Source organism: Ruegeria sp. A3M17 (genome assembly GCF_003318255.1).
GTDB lineage: Bacteria > Pseudomonadota > Alphaproteobacteria > Rhodobacterales > Rhodobacteraceae > Ruegeria.
Map to the genome: position 1 here is coordinate 1 of NZ_QOCF01000007.1, position 23,757 is coordinate 23,757.

Below are 23,757 nucleotides of genomic sequence, written 5' to 3' on the forward strand. Positions count from 1 at the left end.
GATCGAAGCCTTCGTCGACCACTACAACCACCAGCGCTACCACGAGAGCCTGAACAACGTCACACCTGCCGACGTCTACTTCGGACGGGACAAAGCCATTCTACAACAACGAGAAAAGATCAAACGAAAGACGCTCGAAGCGCGCCGCTTGCATCACAGCCAACGCGCCGCATAATCAACCCAACCAGATGAGCCAGACACTCTCTTAGTTCAGGCGACCTTTGGACCCAAAAACTCTGCCGACGGACAGACATGGGCCAAAATTGCCATTCCTATCGCGCTGTCGGTTCTGCTGATCGCAAGTCGATTTGACACCGGAAACTTCACCCAACCGGATGGTTTTGCGCCGTACGGCTTGCAGGGCATTATGGCGGCCGTTTCAACCGGAGGCGTCATCTTTTCCTTCATCGGCTTCCGCCATGTGGTCGATATGGCCGGTGAGGTTCGAAACCCCAAAGTGGCCATTCCTGCGGCGCTGGTACTGTCCATTATTCTGTGTGCGGCCATCTATGTCGGATTGCAGATCGCATTTATCGGCGCGCTTGACCCGGAGATGCTGAAGAACGGCTGGGCAAACCTGAATTTTAGCGGTCAGGGGCCATTGGACGGGGTCATCCTATCGGTTGGGATCGTTTGGTTCCTGAGCGTTTTGAACATAGGCTCGGTCATTGGCCCCTTCGGCAACGGTTTGGTGTCCACCGGCTCGAACGCGCGTATCGCGCTGGCCTTGTCACAGAACGGGTTCCTGCCAAAGCGTTTGCAAATATTGTCTTCATTTGGGGTACCCTTGTGGGCCTTGGCTCTGAACTTTCTGATCGGAATCCTGTTCCTTCTTACAGTCCCGTTCACCACCGTTATTGCCCTAAATGGCGCCGCCATAGTCGTATCTTTTGCCGTTGGGCCAATCGCCGTTGTGTGCTTGCGCCGCCTGATGCCGGACCACCCGCGGTCCATTCGCATCCCCTTTGTCAAAGTGGTGGCAATCACGGCCTTCGCTGTCGCCACGCTCATCGTTTATTGGAGCGGATGGGACACCGTTTGGCGGCTTGGCATCGCGTTAATCGTCGGATTCGTTCTTCTACTGGCACGGTTCCACAATCGGCTGGACGAAATGGACGTGACCGAGGCCCTGTGGCTGGTTCCCTATTTCGGAGGGATCGGCCTGATCTCGCTTCTGGGACAGTTCGGGGAAGGTGCGCTCAAACAAATCCCCTTTGGCTGGGATATTTTGCTGTGCGTCCTGTTTTCAGTCGTCATTTTCGGTCTAGCGGTCCGATCCTCCCTGTCCATCAAAAAGTTTCAGACTTACATCGCCGAGGAAGAGGTTCTGGACCCGAAGAAACCCGTTATCGGCTTCTGAAAAGGAAAAAGGCGGGGAAGACCCCGCCTTTTCTTTGTCTATTGCCTATCGCTTAGTGCGTCGTAGCTGACGGGCTTGCGCTTTCAGTGGCCTTCGCGGCGGCTGCGGCAGCCTCTTCAGCGGCCTCATCCCACTCAATCGCTTCCGGCTCACGCACCAACGCCTGTTTGAGGACCTCGGACACGTGCTCGACCGGAATGATCTTCAGGCCTTCTTTCACGTTGTCCGGGATCTCGGCCAGGTCCTTTTCGTTCTCTTCCGGGATCAACACCGTCTTGATGCCACCGCGCAGAGCCGCCAGCAGTTTCTCTTTCAAACCACCAATCGGCATCGCATTTCCGCGCAACGAAACCTCACCCGTCATCGCGATGTCCTTGCGAACCGGGATACCGGTCAGCACGGATACGATCGAGGTCACCATGGCCAGACCGGCCGAGGGCCCGTCTTTCGGAGTTGCACCATCCGGCACGTGCACGTGGATGTCTATCTTGTCGAACTTGGGCGGTTTCACCCCGATCTGCGGCGAAATCGACCGCACATAAGACGACGCCGCATCGATGGATTCCTTCATCACGTCGCCCAGCTTGCCGGTGGTCTTCATCCGACCCTTGCCCGGCAGTTTCAGCGCCTCGATATGCAACAGATCACCGCCGACCGATGTCCACGCCAGACCGGTGACAACACCAACCTGATCGTCCTGCTCAGCCAGACCATAGCGGAACTTGGGAACACCCAGGAACTCATCCAGATTGTCAGGCGTCACGGTGACCGAGTCCGCCTCTTTCTTGATGATCTTGGTCAGCGACTTCCGCGCCACCTTGGCGATTTCACGTTCTAGGTTCCGGACGCCAGCTTCCCGCGTGTAAGTGCGGATGATCGAATGCAGCGCGTCATCGGTCAGTTCGAACTCTTTCGCCTTCAGGCCGTGGTTCTTCACCTGCTTGCTGATCAGATGCTGCTTGGCGATTTCGCTTTTTTCGTCCTCGGTGTAGCCAGCCAACGGAATGATCTCCATCCGGTCCAGCAAAGGCCCTGGCATGTTGTAGCTGTTGGACGTGGTCAGGAACATCACGTTCGACAGGTCGTATTCGACCTCAAGGTAGTGGTCCATGAACGTACTGTTCTGTTCCGGGTCCAACACCTCGAGCATCGCCGAAGCCGGGTCTCCACGGAAGTCCTGTCCCATCTTGTCGATCTCGTCGAGCAGGATGAGCGGGTTTGTGGTCTTCGCCTTTTTCAGCGCCTGGATGATCTTGCCGGGCATCGACCCAATGTAAGTCCGACGGTGGCCACGGATCTCGGACTCGTCACGCACACCGCCCAGCGAGATGCGAATGAACTCGCGTCCCGTGGCCCGTGCAACCGACTTACCAAGCGAGGTTTTGCCCACACCCGGAGGGCCGACAAGGCACATGATCGGGCCCTTCAGCTTTTTCGAACGCTGCTGAACAGCCAGATATTCGACGATCCGTTCCTTGACCTTCTCAAGCCCATAGTGATCGGCATCCAGAATGTCCTGCGCGCGGCCCAGATCCTTTTTCACGCGGGATTTCGTGCCCCACGGCAAGGCCAGAATCCAGTCCAGATAGTTGCGTACGACGGTGGCCTCAGCCGACATTGGGCTCATGTTACGCAGTTTTTTCAGCTCGCCTTCGGCCTTTTCGCGCGCCTCTTTCGACAGCTTGGTCTCTTCGATCTTGGCTTCCAGCTCGGCAACTTCGTTGCTGCCATCCTCGCCATCGCCAAGTTCCTTCTGAATGGCTTTCATCTGCTCATTCAGATAGTACTCGCGCTGCGTCTTCTCCATCTGGGTTTTGACGCGGGTCTTGATCTTTTTCTCGACCTGCAGAACCGACATCTCGCCCTGCATCAGGCCATAGACCTTCTCAAGCCGCTCGCTGACGCTGAGGGTTTCCAGCAGGTCTTGCTTTTGCTCAACTTCGATACCCAAGTGACCCGACACCAGGTCAGCCAGCTTTGCCGGCTCGGTGGATTCCCCAACTGCGGTCAACGCTTCTTCGGGGATGTTCTTGCGCACTTTCGCGTAACGCTCGAATTCATCCGTAACCGTGCGCAGCAACGCTTCGGTCGTGGTTACGTCCCCCGGAATCTCGGTCAGATACTCGGCGCGGGCCTCAAAGAACTCTTCGTTTTCCAGGAATTCCGTGATCATCACGCGGGCTTGGCCCTCGACCAACACCTTCACTGTGCCGTCCGGCAATTTCAGCAATTGCAGAACATTGGCCAGCACACCAGACCGGTAGATGCCGTCCTCGGTTGGGTCATCGTCGCTCGGGTCGATCTGGCTGGACAACAGAATCTGCTTGTCGTCCTGCATCACTTCTTCCAGCGCCCGGACGGATTTTTCCCGACCGACGAACAGCGGCACGATCATATGCGGGAAAACCACGATATCGCGCAGCGGCAGCACTGGGTATGAGGAGTTCAGGGGCTCTTGCATGCTCTATCCTTATCATTGGCAAGACGGCTCTGGTCCCTCATCGAGGCAACGCCCGGCCGTCTCCTGTCTTGGACGTTAAAGGTGGGGCAGTTACCGCCCTATTTCAACCTTACCGCCATCTCTCAAGGTGAGAATGACCTGAGGTGTTCGGGACTGCAAGGCACCTGATGGACTATTCGGCGATTTTGATCGCCAAAACGCCAAGCGCCTATCAAACAGGCTCAATATCGCCTTGCGCACGCTGTGCGTGGAACTCGACCTGCCACGCATCGAATGTTCCGGCAGCGATGGCGTCGCGCATGCCCTGCATGATCTCTTGGAAATAGTGCAGATTATGCCAGGTCAGCAGCATACCCGAAATCATTTCATTCGAACGGAACACGTGGTGCAGATAAGCGCGGGAGTAGTTTGAACAGGCGGGACACGTGCAGTGTTCATCCAACGGGCGCGGATCGTCTGAATGGCGGGCATTCTTGATGTTCACCACGCCGTAGCGCGTGAATACCTGGCCCGTGCGCCCCGAACGGGACGGCAACACACAATCCATCATGTCAATGCCGCGCGCAACGGCGCCGACGATATCATCCGGTTTTCCCACGCCCATCAAATAACGAGGTTTGTCGACCGGCAGCATATCCGGCGCAAAGTCCAGCACGTCGAACATCGCTTCCTGGCCTTCACCCACGGCAAGACCACCAACGGCGTAACCTTCGAAGCCGATCTCCTTCAGCGCCTCGGCCGATTCCTCGCGGAAATCCTGCTCAAGCCCGCCCTGCTGAATGCCGAACAAGGCATGACCGGGACGATCCCCGAAAGCGTCACGTGACCGCTCGGCCCACCGCATCGACAGGCGCATCGACTCGGCAATGCGATCCCGGTCAGCGGGCAGCGCCGGGCACTCGTCGAAACACATAACAATGTCTGACCCCAACAGGCGCTGAATCTCCATCGACCGTTCAGGCGTCAATTCGTGGCGTGAGCCGTCGATATGAGATTTGAAGGTCACACCCTTTTCGGTAAGCTTCCGCAACCCGGCCAGCGACATAACCTGGAACCCACCGGAATCCGTCAGGATCGGCCGTTCCCAATTCATGAACTTGTGCAATCCGCCCAAACGGTCGATCCGCTCGGCTGTCGGACGCAGCATCAAGTGATAGGTGTTACCCAGCAGGATGTCTGCCCCCGTGGCGCGTACGCTTTCCGGCATCATCGCTTTGACCGTTGCCGCAGTGCCAACTGGCATGAAAGCCGGCGTGCGCACCTCACCGCGCGGAGTGTTGATTACTCCGGTACGGGCCTTGCCGTCCGTGGCCTTCAGGTCAAAAGAGAAACGGTCTGTCATGTAGATGCCTCAGGGTCGCTGAACCGGGCAGCAATTGCCCGATCTTCGCTGGTATTGCAAGCCGTCAGGGCAATGACGCGACGCGGTCAGTGAACAGGCTGACAACCCCTGCCCCATCCACATCCCGGCATACGCGCACCATTGGTCTGTTGGCATCCGGTCGGGTTGCCCCGATTTGCGGACCATCTACCTCAACCTGAAGCCCGGTTTCGACTATCTCGAACATGGGTTCGTGGGTACAGGCAATCACAGCCGTCGAGTCGTGCAGGCCACACCCCTCCAAACCGCCAATATCCTTGTAGAACTTCAGGTAGAATTTCGAGATGTCGCGCAGGAAACCGCCCATGTCAGCGGAACGCGCCGCCAAAGCATCAAAATCCGCAGTCTCGTACAGAGTTTTCAGCGTGACATCCAAGCCGACCAGAACGGTATCTGGCGGAGACGCGAACACTGCATCCGCGGCCTGCGCATCGTGATAGATGTTGGCTTCAGCATGCTCCGTGATGTTTCCAGGGCAAAACACGGCACCGCCCATGATCACCAGTCGCTTGATGTTACTTGCAAACTCGGGATCCAACCGCATGGCATCAGCGATATTGGTCAGCGGACCAATGGCGCAGACGACCAGCTCACCCTTGTGTTTCCGCGCCTGTTCGACAAGGAATTCGGCCGCTGTCAGGGGGTGATTTTCCCCAATCTGCGGGATGTCAGTCACATCACCGAATCCCTCGGGGCCGTGCACATGTTCCGAAGGATCGTAGGTGGTGGCACCCACTGGAAGCGGAGCACCCTCGGCCACTGGCGCGTCCAATCCCAGTTTATGCAGCAAGAACCGCGCGTTGCGGCTGGATTGGTGAACATGCGTGTTGCCGAAAACCGTGGTCAGGCCGATCAGGTCTATTTCTGGTGCAGCGGCGGCATAGGCAATGGCCATCGCATCGTCGATGCCTGGATCTGTATCAATTATCAGTTTCATCCCCGCCCGATAGCGCAATCACAACCGGATGCAAAGCAGCCACATTCAAAAATTCCATGCCACAACTTCGTTTTCAGAGATTTGCATCTATCCCCATTCCCGCCATACCAGAGTTGAAAATGGGCGAGTCAATCCCCAAGTGTATACCATAGTACACAATAATACAGAGGACAGATATGACCGAAGAACAGATCATTGGGTTGCTAACATCGAACATCATTTACTTGCTCGCGGCAGTTCTGATTGTCGTCGTTATTTTCAAAGGCATCAAAATTGTGCCTCAGTCCGAAAAGTACGTGGTTGAACGCTTTGGCCGCCTGCACTCTGTGCTTGGCCCCGGAATCAACTTTATCGTTCCTTTTCTGGATGTTGCGCGTCACAAGATATCCATTCTTGAACGCCAGCTGCCGAATGCGACGCAGGACGCGATCACCAAGGACAACGTTCTGGTTCAGATCGATACTTCGGTGTTTTACCGTATTCTTGAACCGGAAAAGACCGTGTACCGTATCCGTGACGTCGACGGTGCGATTGCAACAACCGTGGCCGGGATCGTGCGGGCGGAAATCGGTAAAATGGACCTGGATGAGGTTCAGTCCAACAGGTCTCAACTGATTGATCGTATTCAGGAAAGCGTCGAAACTGCCGTTGACGACTGGGGCATCGAAGTCACCCGCGCCGAGATTCTGGACGTAAATCTGGATCAGGCCACACGCGATGCCATGTTGCAGCAGTTGAACGCGGAACGTGCCCGCCGCGCGCAGGTGACCGAGGCTGAAGGTCAGAAACGTTCGGTCGAATTGAATGCCGACGCGGAACTCTACGCGGCCGAGCAGACCGCAAAAGCCCGCCGCATCCAGGCCGAAGCTGAAGCTTATGCAACCGGCGTGGTCGCCAAGGCCATTCAGGACAATGGTATCGAGGCCGCCCAATATCAGGTCGCATTGAAGCAAGTCGAAGCTCTGAACGCGCTGGGTAACGGCACTGGTTCGCAGACCATCGTGGTTCCCGCCAATGCGCTTGAGGCCTTTGGCGATGCTTTCAAGATGTTGAAAGGAGGAAAGTAATGGCCGACCCCATCTGGCTGACATGGTGGCTCTGGCTAGCCGGAGCGCTGGCTCTGGGCATACTTGAGATCGTCTTGCCGGGGTTCATCTTTCTTGGCTTTGCGATTGGCGCGGCGGTCACAGGGCTTTTGCTTGTGATCCCCAGTTTCGCCCCAAGCCTGGCAGTTCTGTTGTTGATCTTTGCGGCCCTTTCGCTGGTGGCTTGGCTGATCCTGCGGCGCATGTTCGCCCTGCCCCACGGCCAGGTGAAAACCTTCCGCCACGATATCAACGATTGATCCAAATCGACGCAGCGTCCGGCGGGCCACACGGCACCACTGGACGCTGCCCCAGCCTTTCCCTATATAATTTCTCAGGTAACAGCCCCGAGGCACGAATGACCCATCCAAGTGAACAGTTCGAAGGTACGCCGCTGATCTCGCCTTCGACCATCGATCATCCACTCTACGATTCCGTGGTCGAGGCTTGCAGATCCGTCTTCGATCCCGAGATTCCGGTGAATATCTACGATTTGGGTCTGATCTACACGATCGACATCACCAAGGAAAACGCGGTGAAGGTCATCATGACACTGACCGCACCCGGATGCCCGGTCGCCGGTGAAATGCCGGGCTGGATTGTCGAAGCCATCGAACCGGTCGCTGGCGTCAAAGAGGTTGACGTCGAGCTGACATGGGAGCCCCCCTGGGGCATGGAGATGATGTCAGACGAAGCACGTCTTGAACTGGGCTTCATGTAGAATTTTGCTCAGCTTCCCTGAGTAAGGCATTGAAGGATAACAAAAAGGGCTGTCTATGAACCAGGGCAGCCCTTTTTACGTCATAGGACCCGAGCGGCCTATTCCACGCCGCAGGTCGATTTTATCTCGGCCGCGCGTTGATCCAGCTCTTTGACGTAATCGCCATTCAACATGCTGAGCCTTTTTTGCTCGGTTCCCGTGGCCAGTCCCAGCAATGCACCTGCTGGGGTAATCGCAATGATACTTTCTGCCTGCTGGTCTTCTGCGTGCTTCTTTTCTGCGGCGATGGCCCGAAGATCCCCCTCGGCGGTTGCGCAATTCACCGGATGCCGTGCGCCATCAGTTGTTGCATGTGCCAGACCTGCGGTCAGAAAGACTGCAGCTGCAACTTGCATCGCGATGATTTTTTTGTGAAAATTCCTGTCCTTCATCATCTTCTTTCGCCCTTCGCTCAAATATCTTGTTTCAATCGTCAGGCTAAGGCGAAGACCGTGAGGGACGCAAGTTCGCTGTGGCAATTGGTCGTCTGGCAACGTCACCGCTGGTAAAACTTAGGTCAGCAGGTCTGCTATGTCTTGAGCCTGACGCCTCTCGGCCCTAGATTGGGGATAACGTAGCACAACGGAGACCATCATGTTTGGCATTCCCGGCAAACAGGCCGTTACAATGACGACCAAAGCGGCCGAGCAGATCGCGCGCCTGATGGCGACCGGCGGTCATGCCGGTTTGCGCATTGGCGTCAAAAAAGGCGGCTGCGCCGGCATGGAATACACCATGGACTACGTGGATGAAGCCGATACCAACGACGAAGTGGTCGAACAGGACGGTGCCCGCATCATGATCGCGCCAATGGCGCAGATGTTCTTGTTCGGAACTGAAATCGACTATGAGGTCTCGCTTCTGGAAGCCGGATTCAAGTTCCGCAACCCGAATGTTGTGGACGCTTGCGGTTGCGGCGAATCCATCAAATTTGACGAGACGCTTTCCACACAAAACTAAGTCGCCTGCAGGTGCAGATAGGTTTCGTTGTAGCGCCGGGTAAGATGGTCACCTGCGCTGATCGTTTTGCCTGAGCTTGGCGGAGCAACGTTGGTGTCGTAGGACGGGTTAAAGAACAGCGGGACCGAAATGCGTTCCTGCGTCCCGCCTATGACGCGGTGCTCGGTGGCTTTGACTTTTCCGGCGGTCCAGAATTCCAGCATCTCTCCAAAGTTGATGATGAAGGTACCAGGCGCGGCAGAGACAGGTTGCCAGCGATCATCCGGCATGCGGACCTCAAGGCCTGAGACCCCGTCCGTGGCCAGCAATGTCAGGCACCCGTAGTCTGTATGCGCCCCGATGCCAAAATCCCGATCACCCGCCCATGTCGGGCGTTCTGGGTAGTAGTTCCCGCGCAACAGGGCCATTGGCGTGTCAAAGGCACGATCAAAGCTGAGTTCATCCAGGCCCAAAGCGACCGCAACGGCCCGAAGAACGCGCATCGCCACATTGCAAGCGTCGCTATAATAAGTTCTGATAATATCCTGAAAATCCAAGGGACTATTCGGCCACAGGTTCGGTGCATACACACTAAGCCCTTTTCCGGCATAAGAATTTCCCGCAGGCAATTCGTAACCACAGTCGAACACTTCCTTGAAATCCGGATTGGCCTTGGGGTCGACCTGTTCTGATCGCGGTGCTCCCCACCCTCGGTTTGAACCCGTCATCGCCATATCAACGGTTTTTTTCTGGGCGTCCGGCAAATGGAAGAAGTCGCGATACACCTCGATCACGTTTCGGACTTGGTCCGCGCTCAACCCGGTGTTCGACACCGTTAGAAACCCAACTTCACCAATGGCATGTAGCAGCTTTGCCATCTCTGAAGCCTCGCGTTCATCCAGTTTTCCCAGATCCAGATCGTCGATCATGCCGCCCTCCACAATGACGCGAAACCTGCCGTTGTGGCCCGACCTTTGCAACCGGAATTGTCAGGCTCGGCTGGTGGTGCTATCCGATGAGCAAACAACGACTTATTTGGGGGTACGCGTTATGCGGCGCAAGCTGGCAGCTGGAAACTGGAAAATGAACGGAACCGCGGCTGCATTGCCCGAGCTTCAGTCGCTGGCTACATCGTTTCCTGATGCATCGGTGGACGTCCTGATTTGCCCGCCAGCGACCCTGCTGCATCGCGCGGCAGAGGCGGTGAACGACACCGGAATTACCGTCGGCGGTCAAGACTGCCACGCAGCGGAATCCGGCGCACATACTGGCGATGTCAGTGCCCAGATGCTGGTTGATGCCGGGGCAAGCACCGTCATTCTTGGGCATTCAGAACGGCGCGAAGATCACGGCGAGCAAAATGAAGATGTCCGCGCCAAAGCTCGTTCCGCGATGGACGCAGGCCTGAAGGCCATCATTTGCGTCGGCGAAAGCCTGGAACAACGCGAGGCCGCGAACACGTTGGACATCATCGGCGGTCAGATGTCTGGTTCGATCCCAGATCAGTCGACCGGTGAAAACCTGGTTGTCGCCTATGAACCGATCTGGGCCATTGGCACTGGCAAAGTCCCCACACTGGACGAGATCGGAGAAGTGCACGACTTCATCCGAAACCGCTTGGAACGTCGATTTGGCGAAGGCGTCGGCCGCTCGGTCCGGTTGCTTTATGGCGGTTCGGTCAAACCGGGCAACGCAGCCGAAATCTTTGCCGTCTCCAACGTGGACGGGGCACTGGTGGGCGGCGCAAGCCTGAAGGCCGAGGACTTTTCCGGCATTATCGACGCCCTGCAAAAGTCCTGAGTTCAGGCCAATTTCATCGTCACCAACCCGGCCACAATCAGGGCCGCCGCGATCAGGCGGGGCGCGGTCAGCGCCTCACCCAAAAACATCACGCCGACCATGAAGGCACCGACTGCGCCAATACCGGTCCAGATCGTATAAGCCGTTCCCAGGGGCAGATCCCGCATCGCAAGGGCCAGCAAACCAAACGATGCGATCATCGACACACCCATTACCGCCGTTGGCAATAGGCGCGTGAAGCCCGCAGATTGCTTCATCGCCACGGCCCAAACAATTTCAAGCAGACCGGCGAATAACAAGAATATCCAGGGCATTTGGACACCTCATATCTCTTCGGGTCGTCCCGAATGATCAGCCAACAAGGCGAGGTCGTCCTCTTTCCCGTACATAAATTCTCTTGCCCAGTATTCAAGAGGGCGCGGCGTGCAGATCATAATCTCCACAGGGGTGCGAAACAAAAAACCTAGCTAGTGTCGCGCCCTTCGGTGATCCATGCCCCAGATGGCAGCATCCGTTAATGGAGGTCACGCCGTCGCCGCACCTATCGCGGGTTCGCGTGGGGCGCGGAATACTTTAAGAATGGCGGCACAAAAAAAGGCCGGGTCTGGCATAGACCCGGCCTTGTCTTGTAGCGGTCAGGCCCGCTAGTTCGTCACGATTTCCGGCCCCATAAAGGTGTTGGGCAGGTAAGTCGAAATCCACGGTATGTACGTCACCATGATCAGGAAGACGAACAATACGGCCAGGAACGGCAGCGCCGCCTTCACAACGCTCATCATCGGCATTCCGGCAACGCCCGAGGTGACGAAGAGGTTCAGACCGACCGGCGGGGTGATCATCCCAATTTCCATGTTGACCACCATGATGATGCCCAGATGGATAGGGTCGATGCCCAACTCGATGGCGATCGGGAACACTAAAGGCGCCACGATGACCAACAAGCCCGAAGGTTCCATGAACTGACCACCGATCAGCAGGATCACGTTGACCACGATCAGGAAAGTAACCGGTCCCAGACCTGCAGACAGCATCGCATTGGCAATATGCTGTGGTACCTGCTCATCGGTCAGAACGTGTTTGAGGATCAGCGCGTTGGCGATGACAAACAGCAATGTCACAGTCAGCTTGCCGGCCTCGAACAAGGTGTGCTTGGTATCGGGGTGGAAGAACGCGGTGACCAGAGCATAGGGCTTTTTCAACAGTGGGATTTTCTGCGTATTCCCATCGGTGCTTAGCGGCCCCATGTCCTTGTAGACAAAACTGGCGATGAAGAAGGCATAAACGGCAGCAACCGCAGCGGCCTCGGTCGGGGTAAAGATACCGCCATAGATACCACCCAGAATAATCACGATCAGGAACAGACCCCAACCAGCTTCGCGCGCCGAGGTAAAGACTTCGCCCCACCCCTTCCAGTCACCTTTCGGCAGGTTCTTGACCTTGGCCATGACGTAGATCGTGACCATCAGCATCAGCCCCGCCAACAGGCCGGGAATCACGCCCGCAAGGAACATCCGACCGACCGAGACTTCGACCGCAGCAGCATAGACCACCATCACAATGGATGGCGGAATCAGAATGCCCAGCGTGCCCGCGTTGCAGATCACCCCGGCGGCGAACTCTTTCGAGTATCCAACCTGCCGCATTCCGGCGATTACAATGGAACCGATGGCGACCACAGTGGCCGGAGAAGACCCTGAAAGCGCCGCGAACATCATACAGGCAAATACGCCCGCGATAGCCAGACCGCCCGGCAGGTGTCCGACGCAGGCAATCGAGAATCGGATGATCCGTCGTGCCACGCCGCCCGTTGTCATGAAGGACGAGGCCAGAATGAAGAACGGGATCGCCAGCAGCGTAAAGTGCCCTTCGAATGCCTCAAACAGCGTACCTGCGACCGACGCCAGCGAACTGTCGGAATAGATCAACAGGAACATGGTCGAACTGAGGCCAAGTGCGACCGCAATCGGCACACCGATCAGCAGCAGGCCAATGACCATCGAGAAAAGAAGAATAACGTCCATCAGTCATGCTCTCCTTGTTGAGCCCGGACTTCTTCGATCTCGTCCTCGACTTCGTGGCTGGCGACAAGACGGTCGGTCTCACCACGCCAAACTTGTACTGCGACCTGCGAAAAACGGATCACCAGCAGCAACATCGACACCGGCAGCACCAGATAGGGCACCACCTTGGGCAGCTTCTCATAGCCCTCGCCGTAGTTGATCAGATCCTCGAGGAAGCGCAGTGGCGCGACCATGGGAATATCGTCAACTTCATAGAAACTCTGGCTGCGTGCATCGAAATTGAACCCAGTCGGGAACCAGCGACCGGATGTGGGCGGCAGGTCCGCAAACACGGCCCAGTAGTCATACGACCCTTTCAGCAGCAAAAGTGAGAACACCAGACAACACGCCACCGAGATCAGCGCCAGAATACGGCGCGGCGCCGGGGCCAACATGTTCAGGATCGCATCCACCCCCAGATGTGCGTGCTTTTTGACCGCATAAGACGCACCCAGCAACACCAGCCAGCCAAAGGTGAACACCGTCAGCTCCAGTGCCCATAAGATGTTGGAATTGAAGACAAACCGCGCGATCACATTGGCGAAGGTCACGACCGTCATCAGGCCTAACAGCGCCGCAATCAGGGTCTCTTCGATATGGTCGATCAGCCCGCCTTGGCCGAGTTTCGAACCAGACATTTTTCTGTCCCCACATTATTGGTGATGAGAGTTGGGTGTGGCGGGCCAAATTTCGGCCCGCCCGGCCTGCGTGTCCGCCACTCCCCAGTCTTAAGACACGCGGCCTCAACCGGGATCAGAACCCGGCGTTGATGGCCTGAGCGGCGTCGATCTTATCCTGACCTACGTCGTCGGAAAACTGGTCCCAAACGGGCTTCATCGTATCGACCCAGGCCTGACGCTGTTCGGGGTTCAGTTCGCGGATGATGCCGCCGGCATCAGTGATTGAAGCCTTGGCTGCTTCGTTCACCGAGAAGGCTTCCTTGTTCCTTGTCTCAGTCACTTCGCCCAGAATGGTCAGGAACTGATCGCGCACCTCGGGATCAAGGCTGTCCAGCCAATCAACCGATGTCACAACCAGATAGTCGATGATGCCGTGGTTGGTCTCGGTGATACCGTCCTGCACTTCGAAGAACTTTTTGCCATAGATGTTCGACCAGGTGTTTTCTTGGCCATCCACAACGCCCTGTTGCAGCGCGCCGTAAACTTCCGAGAACGCCATTTTCTGCGGGCTGCCACCAATGGCTTCCATTTGGGCAACCAGAACGTCCGAGGATTGAACGCGGAATTTTAGGCCTTCGGCATCCGACGGAGCCTCAAGCGGTTTATTGGCCGACATCTGCTTCATACCATTGTGCCAGAACGCCAACCCTTGCAGGCCGCGGCGCTGCATGCTGTCTTTCATCGCCTGACCGTCAGCCGAAGCTTGGAATGCATCAACTGCGTCGATGTTCTTGAACATGAACGGCAGGTCGAACAGACGGAACTGTTTGGTAAACTTCTCGAATTTCGACAACGACGGCGCGGCCAGCTGGACGTCGCCTTGAAGCATCGCTTCAAGCACCTTGTCATCATTATAGAGCGTCGAGTTCGGATAGACCTCAATGCACATCACGCCATTCATCTCGTCATTGACGCGCTGCTCCAGCAGCGATGCCGCGATGCCCTTGGGGTGTTTGTCACTGTTCGTGACATGCGCGAACTTGACGACAATCTCGCCGTCATCACACGCGGCCATACCGGCGGTTGCTGTAACACTCAACGCCAGCGCGGTAGCGGCAGTTGTCAGGAATTTCATTTGTCTTTTCCTCCCAGACTTCCATGAAACCTTCAGTCAACGCCGGATCGGCGTCTCATATGGCGCAGTGAAGCGAATCAAGGGGCACCGCTCAACTTTTTGTTCGAAAATCGAAATTTTCAATTATTTTTGTTTTATTTCCTACTGTTAGAAGGCACTTCTCCGCCATCAAAAGGCAGTGGCGCTGCTTGCTGTGCGAAATTCCGCACATCTATTTCCCCGGATGTGCGGATTTCCGCACGCACTTCGAATCAGATCGAACGACCACCCGCAGCCTGCGGAAGCAGGCTGCCCGGCCCAACGCCTTTAAATGCATGATAATGCAGCCAAAGGCGGCGGGAGCTCCCGTTAGCGCCGATAGTCTTCTGGGCGAATCTGATAGCGCGCAAGTTTGTCGTAAAAAGTCTTGCGCGGCAGTTTCAACGCTTTTGCCGCATCCGAGGCTTTGCCATTGTGCCGACCCAGCGCCGCAATCAGCAACGACCGCTCCACTCGCGCCATTTGCTCGCTTAGTCCCAGATCAGCGGCACGTGCCACCTCTTCCGGCATACCCAATACGAACCGCATCGCCGCCGACATCAGGGACCTAGCATTGCCCGGCCAATCGCTGGCCATCAATGACGCAAGTTGCTCCGAGGTAATCTCGGGCTCGGCAATGCCCGCCTGTTCTGCCGCTTGCGCGACATAATGGCGAAAGATCACTGGAATATCTTCCGGTCGTTCCGCCAGTGACGGGATGCGCACGCGCATGACGTCCATACGATAGAACAGGTCGGCATTGAATTTGCCCTGCTCTGACAGCGCGGCCAGATCAGCGGTTGTTCCCGCGACGATCCTTGAACCAGTGCCCTGTTCTACCATTTCAAGCGCGGCGTACTGCGTGGCGTCTGGCATGGCCGAAACCTCATCCAAGAACAATGATCCACCGGCTGCATCTTCGTACACGCGCGTCAATCCTTCGGGCGTCAGCCCTGAGGCCGGGAGTTTGACGAACGGCCCCTGCCCGACCGGCGACATCAGATGCACGACTTCGGCCACTTTCGATATCCCGCTGCCCGGTGGCCCGGTTACCAGAACCTCAGCCCCGGTGGGGGCGACGGATCGGACCCGTTCACGCAGGGCCTCGGCCTGTGCGGACAGACCGAACAAAAGCCGCGCTGCAGGGTCGCCGCGCTCAAGCTCTGATTTGAGGGCACGCTGTTCGATCACCTGCGCGCGCGCGTCAAAGGCACGTTCCAACACGGACAGTAGGTCCGCCGCCGCACATGGCTTTTCCAGAAAATCAAAAGCCCCCTGTCCCATGGCCTGCACCGCCATCGGGATATCGCCCTCACCGGTCAACAGGACAACGGGCAAGTCTGGATCAACCTCACGCGCGTAGTTCAGCAGATGAAACCCGTCCCGGCCCGGCATACGGATATCCGACACGATCACGCCGGGAAAATCCGCGCGAATATGGTCTTTTGCTGCTACAAAGGACCCCGCTGTGACCGGATCATAGTCAGCCAGCTCAAGCGTTTGCGCCAAAGCTTCGCGGACGGCAGCGTCATCATCAACCAGTAGGATTTTCCGCGTCATGCGACCTCGTGCTCCGTGAAAGGCTCAAGCTCGACCGTGAATAGCGCCCCGGTGTCCAGATTTGTACCCCGGATATTACCCCCAAAGCTTTGCACCAAACCATACGAGATCGAAAGCCCAAGCCCCATCCCCTCAGAGGATCCGACAGCCTTGGTCGTATAGAACGGTTCGAACAGTTTTTCCGAGTTTTCGATGCCCGGGCCCATATCGCGGACAGTCACGGCCAACTTGTCGCCGCGGTCGATCGCAATGCGAATGAGGCGGTCATCTTGCCCACTCATCGCGTCGGCGGCATTGTTAATCAGGTTGACGAACACCTGAACCAACCGCACTTCGCCGCCCCATGCGTAAACAGGGTTATTGGGCGGGGCCCAATCCATACGGACATCCTCAGTTCGCAATCGCGCCTCGGTCAACTCGACCGCCGTATCGATCACCTGAACCAGGTTAACCTTACCCATCGGTTCACTTTCGTTGCGCGAAAAGGCGCGCAGGTTCTTGATGATACGCGCCATGCGCGCCGCCATAGCAGAGATACGCGTCAGGTTCTCCGACGCTTTCTCATCCCGGCCGCGGGATAGAAAAGCCGCGCCATTGTCGGCGAATTGCTGGATCGCCATCAGCGGTTGGTTCAATTCGTGACTAATACCGGCCGACATCTGACCCAACGCGCTGAGTTTACCGGCCTGGATCAGCTCTTCCTGAGCGTGTTTCAGAGCCGCTTCTGCGTCTTCACGTTCACGCACTTCATGGCGCAGTGCGGTGTTTGCAGCTGTCAACGCATGCGTCCGTTGCGCGACCCGGATTTCCAGAATCGTGTTGGCCTCGGCCAATGTGCGCCTGCGTTCGGTCGCCAGATACAGCAGCGCGCCGAAGGCCAGACAGATTGCAGCAACGGTTGCCGCCTGCAACCCCGCTAAACGCTGCGCCGGGGCCACATCCACCAGAACCTCAGCCGTCATGTCGATCACCGGCAAATCCAGCATCAGGTGCAATGCTCGGCTAGGTAGATACCGCCCCCAGTTCAGCTGCCACACCTCGTGCGGGCCAACCAGAACCGAGGCGAAATCAACGGCCCCGCCGTCCGGGGGTGTCAGGCCCAACTGCCCCTCATCCCGGTGCCAAAACAGCAGGTCCGACCGGTTCGAGATAAAGACGACACCGTCCCCGTCAATGAAGAACACCGCCTCGGTACTGCCGCGCCAGGTCTGTTCCACGTCCTGCACATCGGCCACTACAATCAGTACACCATGGACCTGACCAGCAGGACCAAAGGCCGGGGCGGCGTAAGAATAAGTGCGATCTCCGCTGCTTTCCACAACCCCATGCGCACTGCCCATTGCGCCCTGCAATGCGCGCCGAAACGCGGGGTGGTCCGCCATGTTTGGCCACACAACCGGCTGCGCCGAGGCCAGCACCTGCCCGCTTCGGTCAAGATACAACATGTTGACGGCCGAGGTTTTGTCGGCGACATCCAGCAATGTCGCGCGCGCTGCCTCTTGTTGCCCCGGGGTCTCAAGGGTGCGCAGAACCGGATGCGTGGCCATCAGTACGGCCAGTTCCTGGTAAACTTGCATCTGAGTGCTAAGACGGTCGGCAGCCAGTTCAAGATCCGCTTCAGCCTTTTCACTGAGCTGCGACAGCGCTTGGCGGTAGCCATAGGACCAAACCCCGACGGTCAACAGACCGACAGCAAACAAAAATCCCAGAATGACCCAAACGCGCTGCATGACATAGGGTCTTGCATTCGGCGCGCCGCATGGCAAGTCTGCGCCGCATGAAGACGGTATCTCAATCTCCGGTCGATCCGGAATTCGTGCAAAACCCCTACCCGTTCTATGATCAGGCCCGCGCGTGCGGTGATCTGGTCTATTGGGACGATTATGGGAAAGTCACCGCTATATCACAGCGGGCGGTCTCGGCGCTTTTGAAAGACCGCCGCTTTGGCCGGGAAGTACCCGAAGAAATGCAAACCCCAGGTCCGGCGCATCTTGCCCCTTGGCTGGCCGTCGAGGCGCATTCGTTGCTGGAAGCCGAACCGCCAAGACACACACGCTTGCGTGCATTGGTGATGCGGGCATTCACGTCGCGTGCTATTGCGGCGCTGGAACCTTCGATCCACGACCTAACCCATTCTTTGATAGACGCATTTCCCGACCAGCCGTTCGATTTGCTTTCTACCTTTTGCACCCAAGTTCCGGTCATCACGATCTGTCGCCTCTTGGGCGTGCCCGAGGATATGTCACCCAGCCTGCTACGCTGGTCACATGATATGGTGGCAATGTACCAAGCCAGCCGTACGCCCGAGACAGAGACCGCTGCCGCAGCCTCTTCCCAAGCATTCACCGACTTTCTGACCGGCTACATCGAGCAACGCCGCAGCGATCCGCAGGACGATCTGATCACACGGTTGATCGTGGCCGAAGAGGATGGCGAAAAGCTTTCACGCGAAGAGCTGGTCGCCACCTGCATTCTGCTTTTGAATGCCGGGCACGAAGCGACCGTGCATTCACTTGGAAACGGCGTGAAGACCGTTTTGCAAAATGGCATCGGACCGCAGTACTTTGCGCCGGACAGCATCGACCGCACGGTAGAAGAGATTTTGCGCTTTGACCCGCCGCTACACATGTTCACCCGCTATGCCTATGAAGACATCGACGCATTTGGGCACAGTTTCAGGCGTGGCGACGAGGTCGCATTGCTGCTGGGCGCGGTGAACCGGGATCCAGCAGTCTGGAGCGACCCGGACAGGTTTGATCCCACCCGCGCCATCGTCACGAACACCAGTTTCGGTGGCGGACTACATTTCTGTGTTGGTGCCCCCCTGGCACGGATGGAAATGCGAATCGCACTATCCACGCTATTCGACAGATACCCGAACCTGCGATTGAGCACCGAGCCCGAGTATTCGAACACTTACCATTTCCACGGGCTGACCAAATTGATGGTGCAGATCTAGCTTTCGATCAGCGCTTTCAGAGGCAACATGGTGGTGGACTTGATCTCTTCCATCGACAGCAAGGCGGTCACGTTGTGAACGCGCACTTCTGAAATCAGCGCCTGATAGAATTCGTCATAGGCACGCGCGTTCTTGACCCGCACCTTCAGGATATAGTCGATGTCCCCTGCCAGCCGATGCGCCTCTTGCACTTCGGGCCTGTCCCGCAGAGCTTTCAGGAACTTGTGCTGCCAGTCAGCCTCATGTTCCGACGTTCGGATCAGAACAAAAAATGTGGCTTCAAATCCCAGCGCTTCGGCGTCCAGTAAAACGGTCTGCTGGCCGATCACTCCGGCCCCTTTCAGTTTGCGTATCCGATTCCAGACCGGGGTCTTGGAACTGCCGACACGAGCGGCTATTTCGTCCAGCGATTGACTGGCGTCCCGCTGCAGCTCGACCAAAATTTTCCGATCCGTATCGTCAATCCGCACCGACATTCCAAAATTCCCTTCGTTTCGAAACCAATGTCCCGTTTTGCCGTTGGCGTGGAACATTTGTCCTTATTTGCTCGCCTATATGGCGTATTGGCGGGAATATTTCCTATATTGCAACACAAGTCAAACCACACTCGGGACACGAAATGCAGCTTACGCAATCATATGATGGCACAGGACATGTCGACTTTGTCGGCGCGGGTCCGGGCGATCCGGAATTGCTGACGCTCAAGGCGCTGAAAGCCTTCGAGCGCGCGGATGTTGTTCTGCATGACCGCTTGATCAGTGATGAGGTCCTGGCATTGGCCGGAAAGACCGGTGTTCTGGTCGATGTTGGTAAGGCCGGTTTCGGCCCATCTTGGAAACAGGAAGACATTGACGCCCTGCTGGTTGAGCACGCACTGAAAGGTCAGCGCGTCGTGCGCCTGAAGTCCGGCGATCCGACCGTGTTTGGACGTCTGGACGAAGAGATCGAGGCGGTTGAGGCTGCTGGTATCTCGTGGCGGATCGTACCGGGCATCACAGCTGCATCGGCAGCGGTTGCCGGAATTGGTCAAAGCCTGACACGGCGTGGGCGCAATTCTTCGGTCCGTTTTCTGACCGGCCACGACATGAAGGGTTTTGCGGATCACGACTGGTCCGCGTTGGCGCGCACCGGTTCGGTGGCTGCGATTTACATGGGCAAAAAGTCCGCTCGTTTCATTCAGGGCCGCCTGATCATGCACGGTGCTGATCGCCAAACACCGGTGACGCTGATCGAAAACGCCACGCGCCCCGATCAGCGCATTCTGGAAACAACGCTGGACCAGTTGCCCACCGATTTGAACGCCGCCGATATGGATGGCCCCACCCTGACCTTTTTTGGCCTCGCCCCGCGCCAAGCGAACGCGGCCCTGACCGAATTTAAGAAGGAGCACGCCTGATGGCCCGCGCTTTTACCCCCAAAGTGGTGACCGCCAACGACCTGTTGGACGGCGACGTCATCTATTTGACCGAAGACGATCAGTGGTCACGCGAACTGACCGAGGCCGAGTTGATCACCGACGAAGCCCACGCGCAGGTCCGTCTTCTGGATGCCTCGCGCCAGGCCAACAAGATCGTTGGGGCATATCTGGCCGACGCCATTGCCGGCGAAGATGGCCCCGAGCCCACCCATTTCCGGGAAGACTTCCGCCGCACTGGTCCGTCCAACTATGCCCACGGCAAACAGGAAACTTCCCCGCAGCCCCGAGCCTGACCTCTGGCCCGTCTCTCTCCCCTTCTCAAGGCCCCAAGGTTCGGGGCTGCAACTAAGGACAGCTAATCATGTATCGCTACTCCGAGTTCGACACAGCATTTTTGGCAGAACGTAACGCGCAGTTTCGCGCGCAGGTCGAGCGCCGCATTGACGGCTCGCTGACCGAGGATGAATTCAAGCCCCTGCGCCTGATGAACGGCCTGTACCTGCAGCTGCACGCCTACATGCTGCGGGTCGCCATCCCCTATGGCACGCTGTCCAGCGGGCAGATGCGTCAACTGGCCCTGCTGGCTGAAAAGTGGGACAAAGGCTACGGGCATTTCACCACCCGCCAGAATATCCAGTACAACTGGCCGAAACTGAACGATGTGCCGGATATGTTGGACGCGCTGGCCGAGGTTGGCATGCACGCCATTCAGACATCGGGCAATACCATCCGCAACGTGACCGCCGACCATTTCGCCGGTGCCGCCGCGGATGAGGTCGCTGATCCGCGCCCCTACGCCGAGCTGCTGCGCCAGTGGTCCACCGACCACCCGGAATTCCAGTTCATGCCGCGTAAGTTCAAGATCGCCATCACCGGTTCGGAAAACGACCGCGCCGTGATCAAGGCGCATGACATCGGACTGCAACTGGTCGAGCGTGACGGCGTTCTGGGTGCCCGCGTTATCGTGGGTGGTGGCCTGGGCCGTACACCGATGATCGGCAAGGAACTGTCCGAGTTCGTCGCCTTTGACGACCTGCTGGCGTATCTCGAAGCCACCGTTTCGGTCTGGAACCAGATCGGCCGCCGCGACAACAAGTACAAGGCGCGCATCAAGATCACCGTGCATGAGCATGGCATCGACGCTATCCGCGCCAAGGTCAACGAGCGTTTCCTGAAGGTTCGCCCGCAGTTCAAAGGCGCGGATATGAACTTGTTGGAAGAGATCAAGGGCCACTTTGCGCCGCCAACCTTCCGTGAAGCATCGGTTGCGTCGTTTGAAAGCGCCTACACCAACGATCCGGTCTTCCGGTCGTGGGTCGACACCAACATCGCGCCGCACAAGAACGCGGACCACGCGATTGTCACGATCTCGATCAAGAAACACGGTCATACTCCGGGCGACGCGACGGCTGAGCAGATGCGTGTGATGGCCGATCTGGCCGAAGAGTTCGCCTATGACGAGCTGCGCATCAGCCATGAGCAGAACGTGATCCTGCCGCATGTCCACAAATCGGACCTGCCCGCGATCCATGCTCGCCTGAAAGAGCATGAGTTGGCCACCGCCAATATCGGCCTGATCAGCGACATCATCGCCTGCCCCGGCATGGATTACTGCGCGCTGGCAACGGCGCGTTCGATCCCGGTTGCACAGGAAATCGCGACCCGTTTCGATGATCTGAAGCTTGAGCATGATATCGGTCACCTGAAGATCAAGATCTCGGGCTGCATCAACGCATGTGGTCACCACCACGTCGGTCACATCGGCATCCTGGGTCTGGATCGCGCAGGCGTCGAGAACTACCAGATCACTCTGGGTGGTGACGCGACTGAAACTGCGGCCGTTGGTGACCGCACCGGTCCGGGCTTTGCCTATGATGAGATCGTTCCGGCGGTTGAACGTATCGTCGAAACCTATCTGGAACAGCGTGACAGCGCCGAAGAGACATTCCTTGAAACCTATCGCCGCGTAGGCATGGCACCGTTCAAGACAGCCCTCTACCCCGAGGCGCGAGCGAATGCCGCTTGACCTGATCCAGACGGAACTGGGGGCCGACCGCGCAGAGCTGACCGAAAAGGTCGAAGCGCTGAACACCCAGTTCTGCCACCACAGTGCCCATGACGCCATGCATGGCGCGTTGGAGGCAATCGAAGAGCTTGCTTTGGTCTCCAGCTTCGGGGCGGAATCGGTGGTATTGCTGCACATGGCAGCCGTGGTCGACAAAGCCACGCCGGTCCTGTTCGTCGACACGCAGATGCTGTTCACCGAAACGCTGGAATACCAGCAGGACGTTTCTGATCGGCTTGGCCTGAAGAACGTTCACATCATCCGCGCAAATGATGAGGATGTTCAGCGCGAAGACCCATACGGCGCTTTGCGCCTTAGCGACACGGATGCCTGCTGCAACTTGCGCAAAACCTTCCCGCTGCAGCGTGCTTTGGCGGGCTATGACGGCTGGATCTCGGGTCGGAAGCGGTTCCAGTCTGGCACACGCGCCGCGCTTAACTTCTTTGAGGTCGAAGACGGCACTGGCCGGATCAAGGTGAACCCACTGGCCCATTGGGCGCCCGAAGACGTGCGCGCTTATATGGATGAAAACAACCTGCCCCGGCATCCGCTGGTGGCCAAAGGTTACCCCTCGATCGGTTGTGCGCCCTGCACCTCGCCGATCAAAGAAGGCGAAGACCCCCGCGCCGGACGCTGGCGCGATCAGAACAAAGAAGAATGCGGCATCCATTTTGTCGACGGCAAGATGGTGCGCGCTGGAGAGAAAACATGAACGTAATCGTAACGGATGAGGGGTTCGCCCCTGACGACTGGACAGACGGCTTTGTTACGCTTGAGGACGCTGCCAATGATGTGGTTGCGCTGGACGTGGCCTCGGACACTGATCCTGATGAACTGGTTGACCGCCTGGGCAGCGCCCGCATGGTCCGCGTGGACTTCCCGTCTTCGGCGGATGGCCGCGGCTTTACCATCGCGCGCGTGCTGCGCCTGAAAGGTTTCACAGGCCGCCTGCGGGCCAGAGGCCACGTTCTGGCCGACCAATATGCCATGGCACGCCGCAGTGGGTTCGATGAGGTCGAAATCGATGACGCACTGGCCAATCGCCAGCCCGAAGATCAGTGGTTGGCCCGCGCCAACTGGAAAGATCATAGCTATCAAGCCCGCCTGCGCGGCTGACCCCGCCAATCGCCAGCTTGTGACTGAAAAGGGGCATTTAGCCCCTTTTCCTGACTTGGATCAAAGATTAAACGGAGATGTCGG

The 23,757-nt window shown here is 57.5% G+C and carries 24 protein-coding genes and 1 pseudogene; 13 read left to right on the top strand and 12 right to left on the bottom strand.

All coding sequences use genetic code 11. The features are described from left to right. A partial coding sequence (locus tag DS906_RS03510) for an integrase core domain-containing protein (RefSeq protein ID WP_147235144.1) occupies nt 1-175 on the top strand: 175 nt, incomplete at its 5' end. Between the two features lie 87 nt (nt 176-262). Then, a complete protein-coding gene (locus tag DS906_RS03515; RefSeq protein ID WP_255415366.1) occupies nt 263-1,360 on the top strand; it encodes an APC family permease in 1,098 nt (365 codons plus the stop codon). Between the two features lie 52 nt (nt 1,361-1,412). Here the strand turns inward: DS906_RS03515 and lon are convergent, their stop codons facing one another. The 3 genes from lon to DS906_RS03530 all read right to left on the bottom strand — a co-directional run bounded on the left by lon (nt 1,413) and on the right by DS906_RS03530 (nt 6,139). Further along, nucleotides 1,413-3,821 carry an endopeptidase La gene (gene lon, locus DS906_RS03520; RefSeq protein WP_113788866.1) on the bottom strand — a complete coding sequence of 803 codons (2,409 nt, stop codon included), beginning with the start codon at nt 3,819-3,821 and terminating at the stop codon, nt 1,413-1,415. A 211-nt stretch (nt 3,822-4,032) separates the two neighbouring features. Beyond that, the gene (gene tgt / locus DS906_RS03525) at nt 4,033-5,163 is read right to left on the bottom strand and encodes a tRNA guanosine(34) transglycosylase Tgt (RefSeq protein WP_113788867.1); all 1,131 of its coding nucleotides are present in this window, start codon (nt 5,161-5,163) and stop codon (nt 4,033-4,035) included. Nucleotides 5,164-5,227: 64 nt separating this feature from the next. Then, on the bottom strand, nt 5,228-6,139 hold the full coding sequence (locus tag DS906_RS03530) for a nucleoside hydrolase (RefSeq protein ID WP_113788868.1): 912 nt from the start codon (nt 6,137-6,139) through the stop codon (nt 5,228-5,230). A gap of 176 nt (nt 6,140-6,315) precedes the next feature. Between DS906_RS03530 and DS906_RS03535 the strand changes: the two genes are divergently transcribed. The 3 genes from DS906_RS03535 (at nt 6,316) to DS906_RS03545 (ending at nt 7,945) form a co-directional block, all read left to right on the top strand. Continuing rightward, complete coding sequence (locus DS906_RS03535; protein ID WP_113788869.1) at nt 6,316-7,206, top strand: SPFH domain-containing protein; 891 nt, start codon at nt 6,316-6,318, stop codon at nt 7,204-7,206. After that, nucleotides 7,206-7,484 (top strand): NfeD family protein, encoded by a 279-nt coding sequence (locus DS906_RS03540; protein WP_113788870.1) that lies wholly within the window; start codon nt 7,206-7,208, stop codon nt 7,482-7,484. Before DS906_RS03535 ends, DS906_RS03540 begins: the two co-directional genes overlap by 1 nt. A 98-nt stretch (nt 7,485-7,582) precedes the next feature. Beyond that, nucleotides 7,583-7,945 carry an SUF system Fe-S cluster assembly protein gene (locus tag DS906_RS03545; protein ID WP_113788871.1) on the top strand — a complete coding sequence of 121 codons (363 nt, stop codon included), beginning with the start codon at nt 7,583-7,585 and terminating at the stop codon, nt 7,943-7,945. Nucleotides 7,946-8,043: 98 nt separating this feature from the next. Here DS906_RS03545 and DS906_RS03550 read toward each other — a convergent pair whose 3' ends face one another. Beyond that, nucleotides 8,044-8,379 (bottom strand): hypothetical protein, encoded by a 336-nt coding sequence (locus DS906_RS03550; RefSeq protein WP_233494674.1) that lies wholly within the window; start codon nt 8,377-8,379, stop codon nt 8,044-8,046. A 199-nt stretch (nt 8,380-8,578) separates the two neighbouring features. Between DS906_RS03550 and DS906_RS03555 the strand changes: the two genes are divergently transcribed. Beyond that, on the top strand, nt 8,579-8,944 hold the full coding sequence (locus DS906_RS03555) for an iron-sulfur cluster assembly accessory protein (protein ID WP_058271498.1): 366 nt from the start codon (nt 8,579-8,581) through the stop codon (nt 8,942-8,944). On the opposite strand, the gene DS906_RS03560 is transcribed toward DS906_RS03555, so the two are convergent. Further along, the gene (locus DS906_RS03560; RefSeq protein WP_113788872.1) at nt 8,941-9,852 is read right to left on the bottom strand and encodes an isopenicillin N synthase family oxygenase; all 912 of its coding nucleotides are present in this window, start codon (nt 9,850-9,852) and stop codon (nt 8,941-8,943) included. The two genes, DS906_RS03555 and DS906_RS03560, sit on opposite strands and share 4 nt — an antisense overlap. A gap of 121 nt (nt 9,853-9,973) precedes the next feature. Here DS906_RS03560 and tpiA point away from each other — a divergent pair, with 121 nt between their 5' ends. Beyond that, nucleotides 9,974-10,723 carry a triose-phosphate isomerase gene (tpiA, locus tag DS906_RS03565; protein ID WP_113789086.1) on the top strand — a complete coding sequence of 250 codons (750 nt, stop codon included), beginning with the start codon at nt 9,974-9,976 and terminating at the stop codon, nt 10,721-10,723. A 2-nt stretch (nt 10,724-10,725) separates the two neighbouring features. Here the strand turns inward: tpiA and DS906_RS03570 are convergent, their stop codons facing one another. The 6 genes from DS906_RS03570 to DS906_RS03595 form a co-directional block, all read right to left on the bottom strand. Continuing rightward, entirely contained in the window at nt 10,726-11,037 is a 312-nt protein-coding gene (locus DS906_RS03570; protein ID WP_113788873.1) for a multidrug efflux SMR transporter, read from the bottom strand. Nucleotides 11,038-11,367: 330 nt separating this feature from the next. After that, nucleotides 11,368-12,744: a TRAP transporter large permease gene (locus DS906_RS03575; protein WP_113788874.1), complete on the bottom strand. Its 1,377-nt coding sequence runs from the start codon at nt 12,742-12,744 to the stop codon at nt 11,368-11,370. Further along, on the bottom strand, nt 12,744-13,421 hold the full coding sequence (locus DS906_RS03580; protein ID WP_113788875.1) for a TRAP transporter small permease: 678 nt from the start codon (nt 13,419-13,421) through the stop codon (nt 12,744-12,746). The genes DS906_RS03575 and DS906_RS03580 overlap by 1 nt, the downstream gene beginning before the upstream one ends. Nucleotides 13,422-13,536: 115 nt before the next feature. Then, nucleotides 13,537-14,538, bottom strand: a complete 1,002-nt coding sequence (locus tag DS906_RS03585; RefSeq protein WP_113788876.1) for a DctP family TRAP transporter solute-binding subunit — start codon at nt 14,536-14,538, stop codon at nt 13,537-13,539. Nucleotides 14,539-14,886: 348 nt separating this feature from the next. Further along, nucleotides 14,887-16,116, bottom strand: coding sequence for a sigma-54 dependent transcriptional regulator (locus DS906_RS03590; RefSeq protein ID WP_113788877.1), 1,230 nt, complete (start codon nt 16,114-16,116; stop codon nt 14,887-14,889). Further along, entirely contained in the window at nt 16,113-17,846 is a 1,734-nt protein-coding gene (locus DS906_RS03595) for an ATP-binding protein (protein ID WP_113788878.1), read from the bottom strand. Before DS906_RS03595 ends, DS906_RS03590 begins: the two co-directional genes overlap by 4 nt. Nucleotides 17,847-17,893: 47 nt before the next feature. Between DS906_RS03595 and DS906_RS03600 the strand changes: the two genes are divergently transcribed. Continuing rightward, nucleotides 17,894-19,075 carry a cytochrome P450 gene (locus tag DS906_RS03600; RefSeq protein ID WP_113789087.1) on the top strand — a complete coding sequence of 394 codons (1,182 nt, stop codon included), beginning with the start codon at nt 17,894-17,896 and terminating at the stop codon, nt 19,073-19,075. Here the strand turns inward: DS906_RS03600 and DS906_RS03605 are convergent. Next, nucleotides 19,072-19,551, bottom strand: a complete 480-nt coding sequence (locus DS906_RS03605) for an Lrp/AsnC family transcriptional regulator (protein ID WP_058271489.1) — start codon at nt 19,549-19,551, stop codon at nt 19,072-19,074. The two genes, DS906_RS03600 and DS906_RS03605, sit on opposite strands and share 4 nt — an antisense overlap. Before the next feature lie 173 nt (nt 19,552-19,724). Between DS906_RS03605 and cobA the strand changes: the two are divergent. The 5 genes and pseudogenes from cobA to DS906_RS03630 form a co-directional block, all read left to right on the top strand. Further along, nucleotides 19,725-20,471, top strand: a pseudogene (gene cobA, locus DS906_RS03610) (uroporphyrinogen-III C-methyltransferase); the annotation flags it as partial. Next, nucleotides 20,471-20,785, top strand: a complete 315-nt coding sequence (locus DS906_RS03615) for a DUF2849 domain-containing protein (RefSeq protein WP_113788880.1) — start codon at nt 20,471-20,473, stop codon at nt 20,783-20,785. The pseudogene cobA and the gene DS906_RS03615, both read left to right, overlap by 1 nt. Nucleotides 20,786-20,853: 68 nt before the next feature. Next, a complete protein-coding gene (locus tag DS906_RS03620) occupies nt 20,854-22,518 on the top strand; it encodes a nitrite/sulfite reductase (RefSeq protein ID WP_113788881.1) in 1,665 nt (554 codons plus the stop codon). Next, nucleotides 22,508-23,269 carry a phosphoadenylyl-sulfate reductase gene (locus tag DS906_RS03625; protein WP_113788882.1) on the top strand — a complete coding sequence of 254 codons (762 nt, stop codon included), beginning with the start codon at nt 22,508-22,510 and terminating at the stop codon, nt 23,267-23,269. Before DS906_RS03620 ends, DS906_RS03625 begins: the two co-directional genes overlap by 11 nt. Further along, nucleotides 23,266-23,673, top strand: a complete 408-nt coding sequence (locus DS906_RS03630; RefSeq protein WP_113788883.1) for a DUF934 domain-containing protein — start codon at nt 23,266-23,268, stop codon at nt 23,671-23,673. The genes DS906_RS03625 and DS906_RS03630 overlap by 4 nt, the downstream gene beginning before the upstream one ends. Nucleotides 23,674-23,757: the final 84 nt, after the last annotated feature.

Excerpts from the sequence above, each read along its gene's own strand:
- lon (WP_113788866.1), bottom strand. The coding sequence starts at position 3,821 with ATGCAAGAGCCCCTGAACTCCTCATACCCAGTGCTGCCGCTGCGCGAT.
- tgt (WP_113788867.1), bottom strand. The coding sequence starts at position 5,163 with ATGACAGACCGTTTCTCTTTTGACCTGAAGGCCACGGACGGCAAGGCC.
- DS906_RS03530 (WP_113788868.1), bottom strand. The coding sequence starts at position 6,139 with ATGAAACTGATAATTGATACAGATCCAGGCATCGACGATGCGATGGCC.
- DS906_RS03535 (WP_113788869.1), top strand. The coding sequence starts at position 6,316 with ATGACCGAAGAACAGATCATTGGGTTGCTAACATCGAACATCATTTAC.
- DS906_RS03540 (WP_113788870.1), top strand. The coding sequence starts at position 7,206 with ATGGCCGACCCCATCTGGCTGACATGGTGGCTCTGGCTAGCCGGAGCG.
- DS906_RS03545 (WP_113788871.1), top strand. The coding sequence starts at position 7,583 with ATGACCCATCCAAGTGAACAGTTCGAAGGTACGCCGCTGATCTCGCCT.
- DS906_RS03550 (WP_233494674.1), bottom strand. The coding sequence starts at position 8,379 with ATGATGAAGGACAGGAATTTTCACAAAAAAATCATCGCGATGCAAGTT.
- DS906_RS03555 (WP_058271498.1), top strand. The coding sequence starts at position 8,579 with ATGTTTGGCATTCCCGGCAAACAGGCCGTTACAATGACGACCAAAGCG.
- DS906_RS03560 (WP_113788872.1), bottom strand. The coding sequence starts at position 9,852 with ATGATCGACGATCTGGATCTGGGAAAACTGGATGAACGCGAGGCTTCA.
- tpiA (WP_113789086.1), top strand. The coding sequence starts at position 9,974 with ATGCGGCGCAAGCTGGCAGCTGGAAACTGGAAAATGAACGGAACCGCG.
- DS906_RS03570 (WP_113788873.1), bottom strand. The coding sequence starts at position 11,037 with ATGCCCTGGATATTCTTGTTATTCGCCGGTCTGCTTGAAATTGTTTGG.
- DS906_RS03575 (WP_113788874.1), bottom strand. The coding sequence starts at position 12,744 with ATGGACGTTATTCTTCTTTTCTCGATGGTCATTGGCCTGCTGCTGATC.
- DS906_RS03580 (WP_113788875.1), bottom strand. The coding sequence starts at position 13,421 with ATGTCTGGTTCGAAACTCGGCCAAGGCGGGCTGATCGACCATATCGAA.
- DS906_RS03585 (WP_113788876.1), bottom strand. The coding sequence starts at position 14,538 with ATGAAATTCCTGACAACTGCCGCTACCGCGCTGGCGTTGAGTGTTACA.
- DS906_RS03590 (WP_113788877.1), bottom strand. The coding sequence starts at position 16,116 with ATGACGCGGAAAATCCTACTGGTTGATGATGACGCTGCCGTCCGCGAA.
- DS906_RS03595 (WP_113788878.1), bottom strand. The coding sequence starts at position 17,846 with ATGCAGCGCGTTTGGGTCATTCTGGGATTTTTGTTTGCTGTCGGTCTG.
- DS906_RS03600 (WP_113789087.1), top strand. The coding sequence starts at position 17,894 with ATGAAGACGGTATCTCAATCTCCGGTCGATCCGGAATTCGTGCAAAAC.
- DS906_RS03605 (WP_058271489.1), bottom strand. The coding sequence starts at position 19,551 with ATGTCGGTGCGGATTGACGATACGGATCGGAAAATTTTGGTCGAGCTG.
- DS906_RS03615 (WP_113788880.1), top strand. The coding sequence starts at position 20,471 with ATGGCCCGCGCTTTTACCCCCAAAGTGGTGACCGCCAACGACCTGTTG.
- DS906_RS03620 (WP_113788881.1), top strand. The coding sequence starts at position 20,854 with ATGTATCGCTACTCCGAGTTCGACACAGCATTTTTGGCAGAACGTAAC.
- DS906_RS03625 (WP_113788882.1), top strand. The coding sequence starts at position 22,508 with ATGCCGCTTGACCTGATCCAGACGGAACTGGGGGCCGACCGCGCAGAG.
- DS906_RS03630 (WP_113788883.1), top strand. The coding sequence starts at position 23,266 with ATGAACGTAATCGTAACGGATGAGGGGTTCGCCCCTGACGACTGGACA.